The organism is Anaerozeibacter quisquiliarum, assembly GCF_051162045.1.
Classification (GTDB): Bacteria; Bacillota; Clostridia; order Christensenellales; family Aristaeellaceae; genus Anaerozeibacter; species Anaerozeibacter quisquiliarum.
The window spans coordinates 1-14,919 of the sequence record NZ_JBISDI010000045.1 but is presented as its reverse complement, the minus strand read 5'-3'; the positions used below and the strand labels follow the sequence as shown (position 1 = coordinate 14,919).

Genomic DNA, 14,919 nt, shown 5'->3' with positions numbered 1-14,919 from the left:
GCGCAAATCGGGATGGAGGGATCGGATATGAAGCTGGGCCTGGGCCTGTACCGCCATATGCTCAACGAGGAACATTTCGCCTTTGCCGAACAGTGCGGGTGTACCGATATCGTCATCCATCTGGCGGAATACTACGCGAAGGAGATCGTTACCGCCACGGACGAGACCCGCAATTATGGAGACACCGCGGGCGACGACCCGATCTGGCGCGAAGACAGCCTTCACTGCCTGATCCGCCAGGCGCAGGCACATCACCTGCGCATTGCCGCCATCGAAAATTTCAGCCCGGCCGACTGGTATGACGTGCTGCTCAACGGCCCCCGCAGGGATGCCCAGATGGAAAAGCTGGAGCGCATCATCGAAACTGTCGGCAAGGTCGGCATTCCATGTTTCGGATACAATTTCAGCCTCGCGGGCGTGTGGGGGCACTACAAAGCCCCGGAGGCGCGCGGCGGAGCCGTGGCCACATGCTTTGACGCGAATCGCATCGCGCTGGACGCGCCCATCCCCAAGGGGGAAATCTGGAACATGACCTACGACCGCCGCGCGCCGAAAGAAACGATTGACTTTATCGACAGCGCGGAGCTATGGGAGCGGCTTTCGTGGTTTCTGGAGCGCATTCTGCCCGTGGCGGAGCGCGCGGGTGTCAAAATGGCCCTGCATCCGGACGACCCGCCGATGCCGACCCTGCGGAGCACCCCCCGGCTTGTATACCGGCCGGAATTGTACCAACGGGTGCTCGACATGAGGCCCAGCCCCTCCAACATGCTGGAGTTTTGCATGGGCAGCCTTCAGGAGATGGCGGGCTGTGACATTTACGAGGCCATCCGACAATACGGCGGGCAGCATAAAATCGCCTATGTGCACTTTCGGAACGTCAAGGGGCAAGTGCCCCGCTACACCGAAGTGTTTGTGGATGATGGGGACATCGACATGCTCAGGGCGCTGACGCTGCTGGATGATTGCCGCTTCGACGGAGTCGTCATGCCGGATCACACCCCCCAGATCACCTGCGGCGCGCCTTGGTACGCGGGCATGGCCTACGCGTTGGGCTACATGCGCGCCGCGCTCCAAGGCCTTGACCGCCGGGCGGATCGGCCCCAAAAGGATGCGTGAGCTTATGAGAGACGACAAACTGAAGTGTCTGCGCGCAAGGCTTGGGGAACTGGGCGCCGGAGCCGCGATCCTCTGGCGGCCCGAGGAACTGGTGGCGCTGTGGGGTTACCACCCATTCTGGGGCAAATCCGTCGCCGTGGTGCCCGCGCAGGGCGAGGCGGCGATCTACATGCCCGACGGCGAGCCCGCCGTACCCCCGGTTGCGGACGTCCGCGTTACGGCTTATCCGGCGGGGATGATGCCCTGTTCGCCGTGGGATTTGCTCTTTGACGCCATCGCGGCGAACCTGTCCCGCCGGCGCGAAAAGCCCGTCGCATGGGCCATGCACGGCGACGCCGCCTTGAGCGGCGTCGCCGCCGAAACGCCTGTCCTGCCGGACGATTGGCCCGAACGGTTGGCCTCGCTTGGCACAGGCGAGCCGCTGGATTTGACCGGCATGCTGCGCGGTCTGCTCGCGCGCAAAGAGCCCGACGAGCGGCCTATGCTCTTTGCCACGCATGAGGCGGCGGCGCTTGGCGTGGAGGCGTTCTATGCCTGCCTGAAACCGGGCGTGAGCGAGCTGGAGGTGCAGTGCGAGGCGGAGCGCGCCGTGGCGTGCTTTGCGGGACAGAAGCGTTTTTCACGGGCGTGGGCGCAGGTACAAAGCGGGGCAAACGGCGCGGCGGCGGGACGGTACAATCAGTCCACCGGGAAACGGCTGGCCGGGGGCGAGCTGGTGCTGCTGGAGTTGGCCGTATGCGTGGACGGCTATTGGGCGGACATCACCCGCACCGGCGTGGTGGGCGAGCCTACCGCGGCGCAGCGCCGGATGTATACGGCGCTGTCGCGCGCCTGCCAGGCCGCCCAAAGCGCGGCCAGACCCGACGTGCTTGCGAGGGATGTGTATGCCGCCGCCGCGCAGGTCCTGCGCGCGGAGGGCCTGTTGGAACACTTCCCGCATGCGCTGGGGCATGGAGTGGGTTACCGTTACCACGAGTATCTGCCGCGGTTGACCCCTTATAGCGACGATGTTCTGCAGCGCGGCATGGTCATCACGCTGGAGCCGGGCGTTTACAGCCCGTCGTTCGGCGGCATGCGCATCGAAGACAACTATTGGATTACGGAGCGTGGCTGCGAGCGGATCTCGATCGGCCGCGGCGGTCTGAAGGGAGAACTCCATGACTGACGACAGCCGCTTCAGCGTGGCAAACAGGACGGCGCTGGTGACGGGGAGCACGCGTGGGATCGGTCTGGCCATCGCGCTGGCCCTTCGCGACGCCGGCGCGGACGTGACCATACACGGCACGCGTGAACAGAACACAAGGGAACTGGCCCGGAAATACGGCTTCAAGGCGGTGTGCGCGAACCTCAAAAATGAAGCGGAGCGCCGCGCGATGGCCCAATCGCTCTGCCAGAGTCTGCCCAAATTGGATATACTGTTCAACAATGCCGGTTTTGAAACGTACCTGCGCATCGATCAGGCGGACGAGGCCTATCTGGACGATATCTACAACGTCAACGCCCGTTCCCCCTATCTCCTGGTGCGGGACTTGCTGGAACCTCTGCGCCGCAGCGGGGATGCGAGTATCGTGAACGTGACCAGCATCCATCAGGACATCGCCATCAGCGGCAACTCCTCCTATTGCATGGCGAAAGCCTCGCTGGCCATGTTTACGAAGGTGGCGTCGCTGGAACTGGCGAAGTGGAATATCCGTGTCAACAACCTCGTTCCCGGAGCGATTGAGACGGACATGAATCGTGAAACGACCCATTCCATGCCCTTTTCTCGCTGGATACCGCTGGGACGTACCGGCAAGGTGGAGGATGTCGCGGGGCCGGCGCTGTTTCTGGCCTCGCCCGCCTCGCGGTATATGACCGGCGCGTCGCTGGTTGTGGACGGCGGCTATTCCCAAAACCTGCCGCGTTACGCCATTGGGGAGGGTGGGCAGTGTCTGATCGAAGCGGTGAATGCCGAATAAGCGGCGATGTTTCCTCGCCTTTGGACGCGACCGGTACGCGGCGGCGCGAAGGGCTGCCCGTGATACGGGCGCACCCATAGCCTGGCGCTGGAACCGTGGACCGGCGATTTGGCAAACGGGCTCACGGGCGCGCTGGCCAACGGCAGAAGCTTGTCGATAGACGCGGGCGAGGTGAAAACCACCGTCCTGCGCGCGATTATATTGGAGGAGGATGACCATGGCAACGCTGGATGAACAAATTCTCGCGCAGATACGTCGGGAGCTGTACACGCCGGTGGTGGGCGATATTATGGATCAGATGGGCATGTATCATCAGTTTCTTCCCCAGGCGGTGCACCCGCTGCAGCCCGGAATGAAGGTGGCCGGTTTTGCCATGCCGGTGTTGATGATCGATGTGTTTGGACCGCAGGAAAAGCCCTTTGGGCTTCTGACCCAGGCGCTGGATGATTTGCAGCCCAACGAGGTATACATCGCTACCGGCGGGCTGATGCGATGCGCCTATTGGGGAGAACTGCTGACCGCTACCGCGCGGGTGCGGGGCGCGGCTGGCGCGGTGATTGACGGCTGGCACCGGGATACGCCGCAGGTGCTCAGCCAGGGTTGGCCCGTTTTTTCGCGCGGATGCTACGCGCAGGATTCCTCGGTGCGCACACAGGTGGTGCGCTACCGCTGCCCCATCGAGATCGAGGGTGTGAAGGTGGAACCGGGCGACCTGGTTTTCGGCGATGTGGACGGCGTTTTGGTCATACCGAAGGCATGCATTGGGCCCGTAGTGGAAAAGGCGCTGGAAAAGGCGCGCGGTGAAAAAAGGGTACGCGCCGCGATCGAAGGCGGTATGACGGCGACCAGGGCGTTTGAAGCCTTCGGGATTCTGTAATCGGGTTTTCAATCATGAAAGCTCGGGCGGCGCCGGGGCATGGCCACACGCATTGTCAAGCGCACCTGTCGGTTTCCCGCCGCTTCGCAGCGGCCGGTATCCCACTGGCATGACGCTGCGGCCCATGCGCGTCTCCCGCTGTCAGCACTCCGCCTTGAATTCATGAATTTTCCGGATGAGGGCCTGCTTGTCGTCGTACAGCTTCAGGATGGTGCTGCCCACGAACACCGCGTCGGCTCCGGCTTGCCTGGCCATCCGCGCGTCTTCCGGTTGATGGATGCCCACGCCGCAGTAGATCGGGCGGTCTATGCCCTCGGCGCGCAGGTGGGCGATCAGATCCGAAAGCAGCGGGTACTTTTCGTTGACGCGTCCGGTGGTCGGCCGCGCCTGAAGATAGACGAAGCCGTTGGACTGCCTGGCGTGCTCGACTTCATCCTCCGGCACATCGTACTGCACGTAGCAGCTGACGCGGATGCCGTCCCGGATCAAGCGCTGCTTGATCTCGCCGCTCTCCAGCCCCACATAGATGATGTCGAGAAAGCCGTTATCGAGCAGGAAGTCGCGCAAGCGCTCGTAGCCGATCTCCTTGAGCGTGGCCTCGTACACCACAAGGATGAAGCTGGTTCCGGGTACAAGCGCATTCAGCCTTGCGAGGCCGTCCATATAGGCGTCGGGGTCGGCGCACCGCTCCAAAGCCTGCGCCATTCGGTTTTGGATGAACTCGTTTTCAAGGAAGGGATTCTTCGCCGGGAAATCGATCTCGATCACATCGCATCCGGCTTCGACGTAGGTCTGGGCCAGCTCCAGGCATCCCTCGATGCTGGGGTAGCCGTTGGACAGATAGCAGATCAGCTTCATTCGGCATTTCCTCCGGCGTGTCCGTTGTAGATCCGGCCGATCAGGTCCGCCATTTCCGGTTCGCCGGGGATGACCGGATTGGTCTTCGTGCAGCCGTCGGCCAATGCCAGGCGAACCATTTCGGGCATCCTCGCTCGGAAAGCTTCGGCGTCCGGCACCAGGGCGCTTAAAGACACCGGGATCGAGAGCGCCGCGTTGAGCGCGCGGATCGCCGCCGCCAGATCCTCGGCGCCAATGGCATGGGCGGCCTGACGGTAGCGCGCGGCGGCGCGCTTGTCCCGGGCGTTAAACTCGATCACATACGGCAAGGCAACGGCGTCTGCCAGCCCGTGCGGCACGTGGAAAAAGCTGCCGATTGTATGCGCGACGGAGTGCACGATGCCCAGCGACACATTGGTGAACGCGAGACCCGCGAGCATCGAGGCGTTGAGCATGCCCTCGCGCGCATCAAGATCCGCGCCGTTTTCATAGGCCACCGGCAGGTACTCGGCGATGTCTCGGGCAGCTTGCAGCGCCAGCACGTCGGACAGGTAGTTGGCGCGGGTGGACACATAGGCCTCCAGCGCATGGGCCATGGCGTCCATGCCCGTTTCCGCGGTGATGCCCTTGGGCATGGTGGCGGTCACCTCGGGGTCGAGGATGGCGATGTCGGGCATCATCTCCATGTTGCCGATGCCGTGTTTGACGCCGCCCTCGGTGATGACCACTGAGCGTGAAACCTCGCTGGCCGAACCGGACGTCGAGGGGATGCAGCACAGCTTCGCCTTGCCGCGCAATTTGGGGAAGGGGTTGGGCGGCAGGACTTGCCGCAAGGTCTCGAGCTCCGGATGTTCGTAGTACACCCACATCATCTTGGCCGCGTCCATCGCCGATCCGCCGCCCAGCGCAACGATCAGGTCGGGCCCGAACGAGCGGAACCGGGCCGCGCCCCTGAGCACCGTTTCAAACGACGGGTCGGGCTCAACGCCGGCGAATACATCGGTCTGGGCCCCGGCCTCCGCCAGATAGTCCCTTACCTTTTGCAGGATGCCGCTACGCTCCATGCTGCTGCCGCCGGTGACGATCATCGCTCGGCGAACATCCAGCTGGTTCAGAAACTTTAGGCAGCCCCGCCCAAACATCAGCTTGTCGCCCGCAAGCTTCATCGGTCTCATCATGCGCGTCACTCCTGTCCTCTCAGCGCCGAAAGCACTTCGTCCACAAGCTCCCGGGAGATGGGGTTTGAGAGCACCCCTCCGACCTTGAGGCTCGATCCGATGATCGCACCGTCGGCAATATCAAGCTGGTGCCCGATGTTCTTTGCGTTCACGCCGCTGCCCGCGATGACCGGGATTTTTACGGCCTTCTTCACACGCTCGATCATTTCAATGGGCGTCTCCTGCCCGATGGCCGATCCGGTGACGATGATGGCGTCGGCGAAGCAACCCTCGGCGTCCTTGGCGGACTTCTCGATTGGCACATGCGCCAGCAGCATGTTGGTATGCTTGACCTGGATGTCCGCCAGCACCATGATATGCTCCGCCCCCAGGTTCTTCCTCAGCGTCATGCACTCGCGCGCGCAGGGCGCTATCAGCCCGCCATAGAATTCCACCGTGTCCACAAACACCGGAATTCGCACGAACTGGCAGTGCGCCGCCAGCGCGATGCCCAGGGAAGCCTCATAGTCGTTGAACGCCGCGTCCACCCCGACGGGGATTGTCACCGCGTCCCGGACCTTGGCGGTCGCGACCGCCAGCGCCGACGCCTGCGCCTTGTCGAGCTTGACGCCAAAGGGGCCGTCCCCCATGTTCTCAACGATCACGGCGTCCACGCCGCAATCCTCGAGCGTTCGCGCATCCTGAACGGCCTGCGCGTAGATCTTTCCGATGTCGCCGCCAAAACCCACGGTTCCCGGCAGCGGCAGGCAGTGCACCATGCCGATCACGAACCGCTTGCCCACACCCAGCGTTTCCCTGATGTCCATGCTATTTTCCTCCTTTGCTTGCAAACCTGCTGATGCCCTCCAGCGCGGCGCGGCACAACAGGTCCTCCGCCTCCGCGCGCGCTTCGCCCTCTAGCGCCTGCGTGAGATTCTCCAGCACCGTCGCGATCGTGATGACCGCGGTCCTGACGCCCATCAGCCGCCCGATGGTCATCATACAGGAACTCTCCATGTCGATGCCGCAGACGCGCAGTTTCTTGAGCTCATCAAACGTTTTCTGCATGTCGATGCCGCATTCTTTGGAAAAGCGCGAATCGTGCATCCGCGTGTAAAACCCGTCCATCGTGCAGCTGACGCCGTTGTCATAACGCCTGCCGAATTCCGCGGCCACGGTGTTCAGCACGTTCACAAGCTGCACGTCCGCGACCGCCGGATAGGAAGGATCCGCGTAGCTGGCGCTGGTGCCTTCACGCCGCATTGAAGCGATGGGGATGATGAACTGCCCGAGCATGCCGTCGTCCAATGCCATCGCCGTACCCATGCGGACGGCGATCTCCATGCCGCATTCGTACATCTCCTCCATCGCGATGGCGGCCGACGGCGCGCCGATGCCCGTGGAGGTCACCGTGACGGGCACGCCCTTGTAATAACCGGTTACGGTGTTGAACTCGCGCTTGAACGCCACGTCCACGGGGTTATCCAGGTATTTTTTCACGAGGTTTACGCGCCAGGGATCGCCGGAAAACAGCACGTATTTGGCGATGGTCTCGCCGGTGCCGCCCATGTACAGTGTCTTCATGTCAGTTCCCTCCGCAATCTGCCCTGTAGATTTCATACCGCGCCAGTAGCGCCGCTTCGTCCGGCGCGCCGGTGCAGCAGCCCTCCTGTTCGATGATGAAGCTGGAGAGCACCGAGCCCAGCCGCCCGCACTCCTCCGGATTTTTGCCGCCCAGGTAGCCGTACAAAAACCCCGAGATGTAGCCGTCGCCCGAACCGGTGGTATCCACGACGTTCGCGCGCCGGTAGATTGGGACGCGCGCCTCCTTCAGGGCGCCGCCATCCTTCCAGTAGACGAGGCTGCCTTCCGCGCCCAACGTCGTCACGACGATTTCCGCTCCGCCGCGCCCGAGAAGGCCGGTGATCCCGCGGCCCAGCGCGGCCTCGATCGACTCGCGCTCGCACTCGTTGGTGAAGATGATGCGGCAGCAGCGCAGAAGCTCCATGAGGAAGTCCCTCGGGAACGCCTCCATGTCCCCCTTCATGCCGAACACCAGCGGGACGCCGTGCACCTTGCACTTAAGGAGGAACTCCTCGTTGTCGCAGCGCGCGCCCACGGTCATGACCCCCAGCGCCACGCCCGCGAAATGCGAATCGGGCAGCGGCTTTGCGTAGATGCCGGCCATGGAGCCGGGATAGTACAGCGTGATGTGCTGGCCCTGGTTGTCCTGCACCAGGTAGCACCGCGATGTGCGCTCCTCGGGCACGAACGTGACCGCCGTGGTGTCCACCCCGCCCGCCTCCAGGAAGGCGCGCAGCCCGGCGGACTCGTAGTCCGAACCCACGCGCAGGATGGGCGTGGCGGGCACGCCGAGTCGTGCAAGCGCGTAGGCGATGTTCACCGAGCATCCGCCGAACTGGATGTCGGCGCAGGTCCTGTTCTCGATGATTGAGGTGAAGCCCACCCGCGCGGGCGACTTGATCTTGACGATGTGATCGAGGCTGATGTATCCGCTGGTCAAAACGCGCTTCATCATGCGTCTTACGATCCTCCGCGCTCGAAGAACTCCCGGGAGCTCATCACGCGCCCGAGGTATTTTTGGATGTCCGTCAGGTGCACCTGGTTGACCACGGGGTCATTGGTGGCGACGCAGTCGCTGAGGACGACCGGCTCGTAGTCCAGGTGATAGGCGTCGGTCACGGTGGCGCGGATGCAGCAGTTGGTCTTGGTACCCACGACGAACACTTCCCGGACGCCGTTTTCCCGGAGCACCAGATCCAGGTCTGTGCCGAAGAACGCGCTGTAGCGGCGCTTTTGGATCACGTAATCGGAGGGCTGAACCGCCAGCATCGGATCGATGTCCTCGCCGCCGGAGCCTTCGATGCAGTTGGGCCGCATGTTGACCAGGTTCTTGTCGGGTTTGTCCTTGCGGTAGCAGTGCTGCATGAACACGATCACAAAGCCCTTCCCCCGGCAGTATTGCACCACTTCCCGGACACGCGGCAGGATCACGCGGTTCTCCGGGTAGAACACCAGCCCGTCCGGATCGGTGAAATCCCGCACCATGTCCACCACGATCAGGGCGCTTTTCGCCATCTTCATCACCTCAGAATCCGCGCAACATCGAGTTGCGCTGTTTGATGGCCGACACCAACGTGAGCACCACCGCCATCACGACGTAGGGAACCACGTCGAACAGTGCCGCGGTCGGCCCGGCAAAGAGCCCCAGGTTCACCGCGAGCGCGCGGGCCACGCCGAACACAATCGCGTACAGCGAGCAGCGCACCGGGTCGCCCCGGCCGCAGTAGATTGCGGCGATGGCGATGAAGCCGCGCCCTGCGGTCATGTTGTTGGTGAATAGCCCCAGCCGCTCCAATGACAGGTTCACGCCCGCCAGCGCACAGCAGAACGCGCCGATCAGGATGGCGGCATGCTTGTACATGCGGGTTCGCAGCCCCAGGTTCACCGCCGCGTCCTCGTTCTCGCCGACCACGCGCACATACACGCCAAAGCGCGTCTTGTACATTACGATCGCCGCCGCCAGGATCCCCAGGAACGCCAGATAGGTGATCGGCGGGTGCCCGCTCAAAAGCCGCCCGATCAGGGGGATGTCTTTGACCAGCGGGATGGTAATTTTCAGGTCAGTCAGGTTCAGCCACTGGAGGTTGATGTTGGCGGAGCGCATGTATTGCAGCACGAACGCCGCGATCGCGGGTACCAGCATGTTGATCGCCAGGCCCACGATGATTACGTTGCCCGACAGCTTCACGCTCATCAGCGAGAACAGCAGCCCCACCAGCATGCACGCGCCGATCGTGCCCAGGTAGGCCAGCGCCAGGCTGTGGGTGAAGTAAGCGATCAGCACCGAGACGAAGGCGCCCGTGAGCATGATGCCCTCGAGGGCGATGTTGAGCACGTTCGCCTTGTAGGCGAAGATGCCGCCCAGCACGCATAGGAGGATCGGCGCGGTATGGTATATGGAGTCGTTGAGGATACCGCCCAGCATGTTCATCTAGCGCACCTCCTCAGGGGCCGGTTTTCGGGTGCGAATCCTTGACGCGAGCGAGAACCGCTCGTTCAGGAACCGCACCGACAAAAACAGGATCATCAGCGCCTGGATGACCGCGACAACTTCTTTTGGCACGCTCGTGTACATGTTGATGTTGTCCGAACCGGTCTTGAGCGCGCTGTAGAACACCGAGGCGAGCAAAATACCCAGCGGGTCGTGCCGCCCGAGCAGTGCGATCAGCATACCGTCCCAGCCAAGCCCCGGCGTGCCGGAAAACCCGAGCGTGTACTTGAATTCCTCGCTCATCATGTAGCCCGCGCCCGCGATGCCGGACAGCGCGCCGCTGATTGCCATCAGCGTCAGGATCTTCCCGCGCACGTGCATGCCTGTGGCTTCGGCGAATTCGGGGTTCTTGCCGATCGCCGTTATCTCATAGCCGAGCACGCTCTTTTTCATCAGGATCCACACGATCAGAAAGATCGCCAGCGCCACATAACAGAACCCGGTGAGGCGCGCGTTGGCGAGCCGGGTGAACATCGCGCTGTCCAAAATCGTGGGCGTGCACACATACCCCGAGCCCTGCTCGCGAAAGGGGCCTACCGCCAAAAACTCAAGCACCTTGGCCATCGCGTAGTTGAACGTCAGGGTTACGACCATCTCGTCCACCTTGAAGTACGCGCGGAGCAGCGCCGGCACCATCGCAAACAGCATGCCGCAGCCTGCGCCCGCCAGCAAGCATAGGATCTTATGTACGACCGGATCCACGCCGCTCATAAACGCGCCCGCCAGCCCCGCGAAGAAGCCGCCGAACATCAGCTGGCCCTGAACGCCCATGTTAAAGATGTTCGCCTTGAACGTGATGGCGATTGCCAGCCCGGTCAGCACCAGCGGGGAGGCGTAATGCAGCGTGTTGAAGAACCCCTTGGGCGTGAACAGCGACTTTTGGAGCATGATTTGATAGGTCTTCAGCGGGTCCTCGCCGATGGCGGCGATGATGAAGCCGCCGATCAAAAACGCCAGCAGCACCGGTACGATGGAGTTGGCGAAACGAAGCGCGACGGGCGCCATTCTCTTCACGCGCTCTGCCCCCCTTCCCGAGGCTTTGTCCCGGCCATCAGCAGTCCGATCTCTTCGGTCGAGGCGGTCTTCGGGTCGATCGAACCGATGACCGAGCCCTTGTACATCACGATCACCCGGTCCGACAGGCTCATGATCTCGCTCAACTCGCTGGAAATGAGCAGTACGCTGTTGCCCGCGTCGCGGTATTCGAGCAGCCGGCTGTGGATGAACTCGATGGAGCCGATGTCCACGCCGCGCGTGGGCTGGCAGGCAATGATGAGCTTCGGGCCATTTTCAAACTCGCGTGCGATGATGACCTTTTGCGCGTTCCCGCCCGACATCTGCGACACATCGCCCCCTCGGTCGCCCACGCGAATGTCGTACTTGTCGATGTAGGCGTTCCTCTGCCGGTTCATGGCGCGGGCGCGCAAAAGCCCAAACCGGCTGACCTTCTTTGTGTACCCGGCGGCGCAGTTCTGGGACAGCGTCATGGCGCGGCACAGCCCCTGGCCGTAGCGGTCCTCCGGGATGATGCCGATGCCCTTTTCGCGCAGCCGGTCGGGCCAGGCGTTGGTGACATCCTCGCCGCACAGCCGGACGCTGCCGTCGGTGGCTTTCATAACCCCGGTCAGCACCTTCACCAGCTCGCTCTGGCCGTTGCCCTCGACGCCCGCGATGCCCAGGATTTCCCCGGCGCTCACCTGAAAGCTGACGCCGCACACGACGCTTTTTCCGTCGTCGTTTACGGTCTCAATGTCCTTTACTTCATAGCGCGGCTCGCATGCAGGCTTTGCGCCGCCCTCGTTTTTGACGGTGAGCACCACGTCCCGCCCTACCATCATCTGCGCCAGCGCTTGCTCGCTGGTCTCGCTCGTCTTTACGCTGCCCACCACCCTGCCCTGCTTAATCACGGTGGTGCTGTCCGAAAGCTGCATGACCTCCCGGAGCTTGTGCGTGATGACGATGATGGTCTTGTGGTCGGCGCGAAGCCGCTTCAGGTTCTGCATCAGCCGATCCGTCTCCTGCGGAGTCAGCACCGCGGTGGGTTCGTCCAGGATGAGGATGTCCACGTTCCGGTAGAGCATCTTCAGGATCTCGATCTGCTGGCGCAGGCCCACCGACAGGTTCTCCACCTTCTCAGTGGGGTCGAGCTGGAATTGGTAGCGCTCAATGAGCTGCCGCGCGCGCTCAATTTCCTGCGCGCGGTCTATAAACGGCAGTTTTCTGCCGCGAAAACTCCTCAGCACCTCGGCGCCGAGCAGTATGTTTTCATACACGGTGAGGCTGGGCACGAGCTTGAAATGCTGGTGCACCATGCCGAGGCCTGCGCGCATGGCGTCCTCCGGGCTCTTAAAGCGGACTTCGCGTTCGTCAATCAGGATCGAGCCGCTGGTGGGCTGAAGCGCGCCGTAAAGCATGTTCATCAGCGTACTTTTGCCCGCGCCGTTTTCGCCCACGATGCACTTGATCTCCTCGGCTTCCACCGACAGGCTGATCCTGTCATTGGCGGTAAAGTCCCCGAATCGCTTGGTCAGGTCGATGGTTCGGATCTTGCTCAAGGCCCATCATTCCCCTTCCGGCTTGGCCTTCGATGGAATTGCCGCCCGCACTGCCAGTGGCTGACAATGCGAGCGGCAGAAGCGTGGGATCCGCGGGGCGGGGTACCGGGATTACTTGATCGTGAGGTGCGGACAGGCCGTGACGGGATCAAATTCCTCGCCGATCTGGCGGTTGACGATCTTCTGCGTACCGGCAGCGATTTCGTCCTGAACCGCGGCCACCTTGGCCTTGATCTCACCAAACACGCCGGCGTCCTTGACGTACTTTGAGATCTCGCTCATGTCGGTGATGCCGGTGCCGCCGGAGGCGATGTTGTAGCTCTGCAGGTTTTCCATGGCGCCGATGGAACCGTCCACATAGGCCTTGGTGATCGTGGCAACCGGAGTGCCGGTGTTCTTGAGAACGCTGGTGATGATGTGACCGGGCTGCTGCGCGTCAAGGTTGCCGTCCACTTCAATGGCCAGCTTGCCCACTTCCCTGGCCTTGCTGGCGATGCCGTCGCCCACCACGCCTGCGACGGCGAAGACCGCGTTGGCGCCGTTGTCAAACATCGTGCCCGCGACCGTCGCGCCCAGCGCCGGGTCGCCAAAGCCGGCGTCATACTTGGCGTAGTAGTCGTACTTCGCGTCAAGCTCGGTGCAGGCGCGCTCCATGCCCTGCATGAAGCCGTAGGAGAAGACCAGGATGCCGTCCGAGTTGGTGCCGCCCACAAAGCCCACCGCGCGGGCCGCGTCCGGCGCCGTCATGTTGTAGCCGTCGCCAAACAGTTCCTTCTGGTTCTCGTTCATGTACACATAGGCGTAGCCGGACAGGTAGGAGCCCTCGTGCACATCAAACAGCACCGAGATCACGTTCTTGTGCATGACCGTGCCGTCCTCGTTGCGGTTGGGGTCGGCGTTGAACACCACGAACCAGGTGTCCGGGTACTGGGCCGCGATCGCGTCCGCGCCGCCCACGCCCTTCACCAGCGCGTCGAAGTCGTATTCGAGGTTGAAGATCAGGTTGTAGCCGTCCTCGGCCAGGGTCTCCAGCGCCGCGGCGACGCCGTTGGCCGGCTCGACGATCTTGTACTCGATGCCCAGGTCGGTTGAAAGTTGCTTGACGCTGTCGCAGGCGGACTTGTTGTAGCCGGTGTCGTTTTGGCCCGCGGCGGAGCAGACGATGGCGATGCGCGCCGGAGAAGCAGCCTGCGCCGCCCCTGTCATCGAAAACGACAGGATGAGCACCATGACCAGAGCGGAAACCATAGCCCGGGTGAAGTTCTTCATGTTCTCCATTCTCCTTGTCGGTTATTATTTCTACGAATAGAGCGCCCGCCCTAGCGTATTTGGTTGATGTAGAAGCTGAACTTGTCGCTTCTGTAGTAGCACTTGAAGGTTTCAATCGGGCATTCCCGCCCGCCGATGTCCCCATAGGTGGTGCACTGGAACAGCAGCAGCGGCACGCCCTCCTCCATCCCCAGGAGTTCCGACACCTCGTCGTGGGCGATGACCGCCTCCACGCGCCGAATCGCGCGCTTGAAGGTGATGCCGTAGCGCTTTTCCAGCACGCTGTACAGCGATTCTTTTGCGAAGTCGAATTTTTCGATCCCCTCGAAGTAGCGGTATGGAAGGTAGGTCGTGGTCAGGTTGATCGGCTCGTCGTCGGCGTAGATCACGCGCTCCAGTCGGAATACCGGCTCGCCCTCATTCAGGTTCAGCGCGTGCTGCCGCTTTTTGTCCGAGGGGATCACGGCGCTCCCCAGTACACGGCGGCTGGGCTTCATGCCCAGGCGTTCGATGTCTTGCGTGCAGCTGGTCAAAGAAATCAGGTTCTGACTGTTTTGGTCGCCCTTGACAAACGTGCCCTTCCCCTGTACGCGGTAAAGGTACCCCTCTCTCTCCAGTTCATCGACCGCTTTTCGGATCGTGATGCGGCTCACCTCGAAAGCCTGCATCAACTCGCGCTCACTGGGAATCATCTCGCCGATCTTGTATACCTCGTCATCGATGTGTTGGATAATCGCCCGCTTGACCGTATAATACTTGGGCAACTGAAGGTCTATCAAGTCCCACACCTCTTCGGAACAGTTTAACTCGTCATGATGTCATGTCCACTGACCGTATTATATCTCTCACATTTGCCGATTGTCAATTGTGAATTTTGCATATATTTTGTAGTGCCCATTATGACAACATCGGACTCTCGGCGGCCGACGCCCTTCGCCGCGGATCGGGTCTTCGCGGGCGGGCGCCGCTTTCATTCCCCCTGCGCCTGCCGGTACCGCGCGGCGCGGCAGGGGGGAAACTGCCGGATGAACGCGTTCATGATTTCGATTGGTATCAGAAGGCCCGCGGCCTATTT

Annotated in this window: 15 protein-coding genes; 4 read left to right on the top strand and 11 right to left on the bottom strand. The window is 62.3% G+C overall.

What is annotated here, in order from left to right:
- Positions 1-27 precede the first annotated feature (27 nt).
- The 4 genes from ACH6CV_RS15800 to ACH6CV_RS15785 all read left to right on the top strand — a co-directional run bounded on the left by ACH6CV_RS15800 (position 28) and on the right by ACH6CV_RS15785 (position 3,951).
- Complete coding sequence (locus tag ACH6CV_RS15800) at positions 28-1,116, top strand: mannonate dehydratase (RefSeq protein WP_456359180.1); 1,089 nt, start codon at positions 28-30, stop codon at positions 1,114-1,116.
- A 4-nt stretch (positions 1,117-1,120) separates the two neighbouring features.
- Entirely contained in the window at positions 1,121-2,281 is a 1,161-nt protein-coding gene (locus ACH6CV_RS15795; protein ID WP_456359179.1) for a M24 family metallopeptidase, read from the top strand.
- Positions 2,274-3,074 carry an SDR family NAD(P)-dependent oxidoreductase gene (locus tag ACH6CV_RS15790; RefSeq protein ID WP_456359178.1) on the top strand — a complete coding sequence of 267 codons (801 nt, stop codon included), beginning with the start codon at positions 2,274-2,276 and terminating at the stop codon, positions 3,072-3,074. Before ACH6CV_RS15795 ends, ACH6CV_RS15790 begins: the two co-directional genes overlap by 8 nt.
- A gap of 217 nt (positions 3,075-3,291) precedes the next feature.
- Positions 3,292-3,951: an RraA family protein gene (locus ACH6CV_RS15785; protein WP_456359177.1), complete on the top strand. Its 660-nt coding sequence runs from the start codon at positions 3,292-3,294 to the stop codon at positions 3,949-3,951.
- A 141-nt stretch (positions 3,952-4,092) separates the two neighbouring features.
- On the opposite strand, the gene ACH6CV_RS15780 is transcribed toward ACH6CV_RS15785, so the two are convergent.
- From ACH6CV_RS15780 to ACH6CV_RS15730, 11 genes are all read right to left on the bottom strand, one after another.
- On the bottom strand, positions 4,093-4,809 hold the full coding sequence (locus ACH6CV_RS15780; protein ID WP_456359176.1) for a tryptophan synthase subunit alpha: 717 nt from the start codon (positions 4,807-4,809) through the stop codon (positions 4,093-4,095).
- A complete protein-coding gene (locus tag ACH6CV_RS15775; RefSeq protein WP_456359175.1) occupies positions 4,806-5,966 on the bottom strand; it encodes an iron-containing alcohol dehydrogenase in 1,161 nt (386 codons plus the stop codon). Before ACH6CV_RS15775 ends, ACH6CV_RS15780 begins: the two co-directional genes overlap by 4 nt.
- A gap of 5 nt (positions 5,967-5,971) precedes the next feature.
- Positions 5,972-6,772: a BtpA/SgcQ family protein gene (locus tag ACH6CV_RS15770; protein ID WP_456359174.1), complete on the bottom strand. Its 801-nt coding sequence runs from the start codon at positions 6,770-6,772 to the stop codon at positions 5,972-5,974.
- A gap of 1 nt (position 6,773) precedes the next feature.
- A complete protein-coding gene (locus tag ACH6CV_RS15765) occupies positions 6,774-7,529 on the bottom strand; it encodes a nucleoside phosphorylase (RefSeq protein WP_456359173.1) in 756 nt (251 codons plus the stop codon).
- Position 7,530: 1 nt separating this feature from the next.
- Entirely contained in the window at positions 7,531-8,484 is a 954-nt protein-coding gene (locus ACH6CV_RS15760; protein WP_456359172.1) for a carbohydrate kinase family protein, read from the bottom strand.
- A gap of 5 nt (positions 8,485-8,489) precedes the next feature.
- Positions 8,490-9,044, bottom strand: coding sequence for a cysteine hydrolase family protein (locus tag ACH6CV_RS15755; RefSeq protein WP_456359171.1), 555 nt, complete (start codon positions 9,042-9,044; stop codon positions 8,490-8,492).
- Positions 9,045-9,054: 10 nt separating this feature from the next.
- A complete protein-coding gene (locus tag ACH6CV_RS15750) occupies positions 9,055-9,960 on the bottom strand; it encodes an ABC transporter permease (RefSeq protein ID WP_456359170.1) in 906 nt (301 codons plus the stop codon).
- Complete coding sequence (locus ACH6CV_RS15745) at positions 9,961-11,034, bottom strand: ABC transporter permease (RefSeq protein ID WP_456359169.1); 1,074 nt, start codon at positions 11,032-11,034, stop codon at positions 9,961-9,963.
- Positions 11,031-12,575, bottom strand: a complete 1,545-nt coding sequence (locus ACH6CV_RS15740) for an ABC transporter ATP-binding protein (RefSeq protein WP_456359168.1) — start codon at positions 12,573-12,575, stop codon at positions 11,031-11,033. Before ACH6CV_RS15740 ends, ACH6CV_RS15745 begins: the two co-directional genes overlap by 4 nt.
- 111 nt (positions 12,576-12,686) lie before the next feature.
- Positions 12,687-13,844, bottom strand: coding sequence for a BMP family lipoprotein (locus ACH6CV_RS15735; protein ID WP_456359167.1), 1,158 nt, complete (start codon positions 13,842-13,844; stop codon positions 12,687-12,689).
- A gap of 50 nt (positions 13,845-13,894) precedes the next feature.
- Positions 13,895-14,632 (bottom strand): GntR family transcriptional regulator, encoded by a 738-nt coding sequence (locus ACH6CV_RS15730; protein ID WP_456359166.1) that lies wholly within the window; start codon positions 14,630-14,632, stop codon positions 13,895-13,897.
- Positions 14,633-14,919: the final 287 nt, after the last annotated feature.

Excerpts from the sequence above, each read along its gene's own strand:
- ACH6CV_RS15800 (WP_456359180.1), top strand. The coding sequence starts at position 28 with ATGAAGCTGGGCCTGGGCCTGTACCGCCATATGCTCAACGAGGAACAT.
- ACH6CV_RS15795 (WP_456359179.1), top strand. The coding sequence starts at position 1,121 with ATGAGAGACGACAAACTGAAGTGTCTGCGCGCAAGGCTTGGGGAACTG.
- ACH6CV_RS15790 (WP_456359178.1), top strand. The coding sequence starts at position 2,274 with ATGACTGACGACAGCCGCTTCAGCGTGGCAAACAGGACGGCGCTGGTG.
- ACH6CV_RS15785 (WP_456359177.1), top strand. The coding sequence starts at position 3,292 with ATGGCAACGCTGGATGAACAAATTCTCGCGCAGATACGTCGGGAGCTG.
- ACH6CV_RS15780 (WP_456359176.1), bottom strand. The coding sequence starts at position 4,809 with ATGAAGCTGATCTGCTATCTGTCCAACGGCTACCCCAGCATCGAGGGA.
- ACH6CV_RS15775 (WP_456359175.1), bottom strand. The coding sequence starts at position 5,966 with ATGATGAGACCGATGAAGCTTGCGGGCGACAAGCTGATGTTTGGGCGG.
- ACH6CV_RS15770 (WP_456359174.1), bottom strand. The coding sequence starts at position 6,772 with ATGGACATCAGGGAAACGCTGGGTGTGGGCAAGCGGTTCGTGATCGGC.
- ACH6CV_RS15765 (WP_456359173.1), bottom strand. The coding sequence starts at position 7,529 with ATGAAGACACTGTACATGGGCGGCACCGGCGAGACCATCGCCAAATAC.
- ACH6CV_RS15760 (WP_456359172.1), bottom strand. The coding sequence starts at position 8,484 with ATGATGAAGCGCGTTTTGACCAGCGGATACATCAGCCTCGATCACATC.
- ACH6CV_RS15755 (WP_456359171.1), bottom strand. The coding sequence starts at position 9,044 with ATGGCGAAAAGCGCCCTGATCGTGGTGGACATGGTGCGGGATTTCACC.
- ACH6CV_RS15750 (WP_456359170.1), bottom strand. The coding sequence starts at position 9,960 with ATGAACATGCTGGGCGGTATCCTCAACGACTCCATATACCATACCGCG.
- ACH6CV_RS15735 (WP_456359167.1), bottom strand. The coding sequence starts at position 13,844 with ATGAAGAACTTCACCCGGGCTATGGTTTCCGCTCTGGTCATGGTGCTC.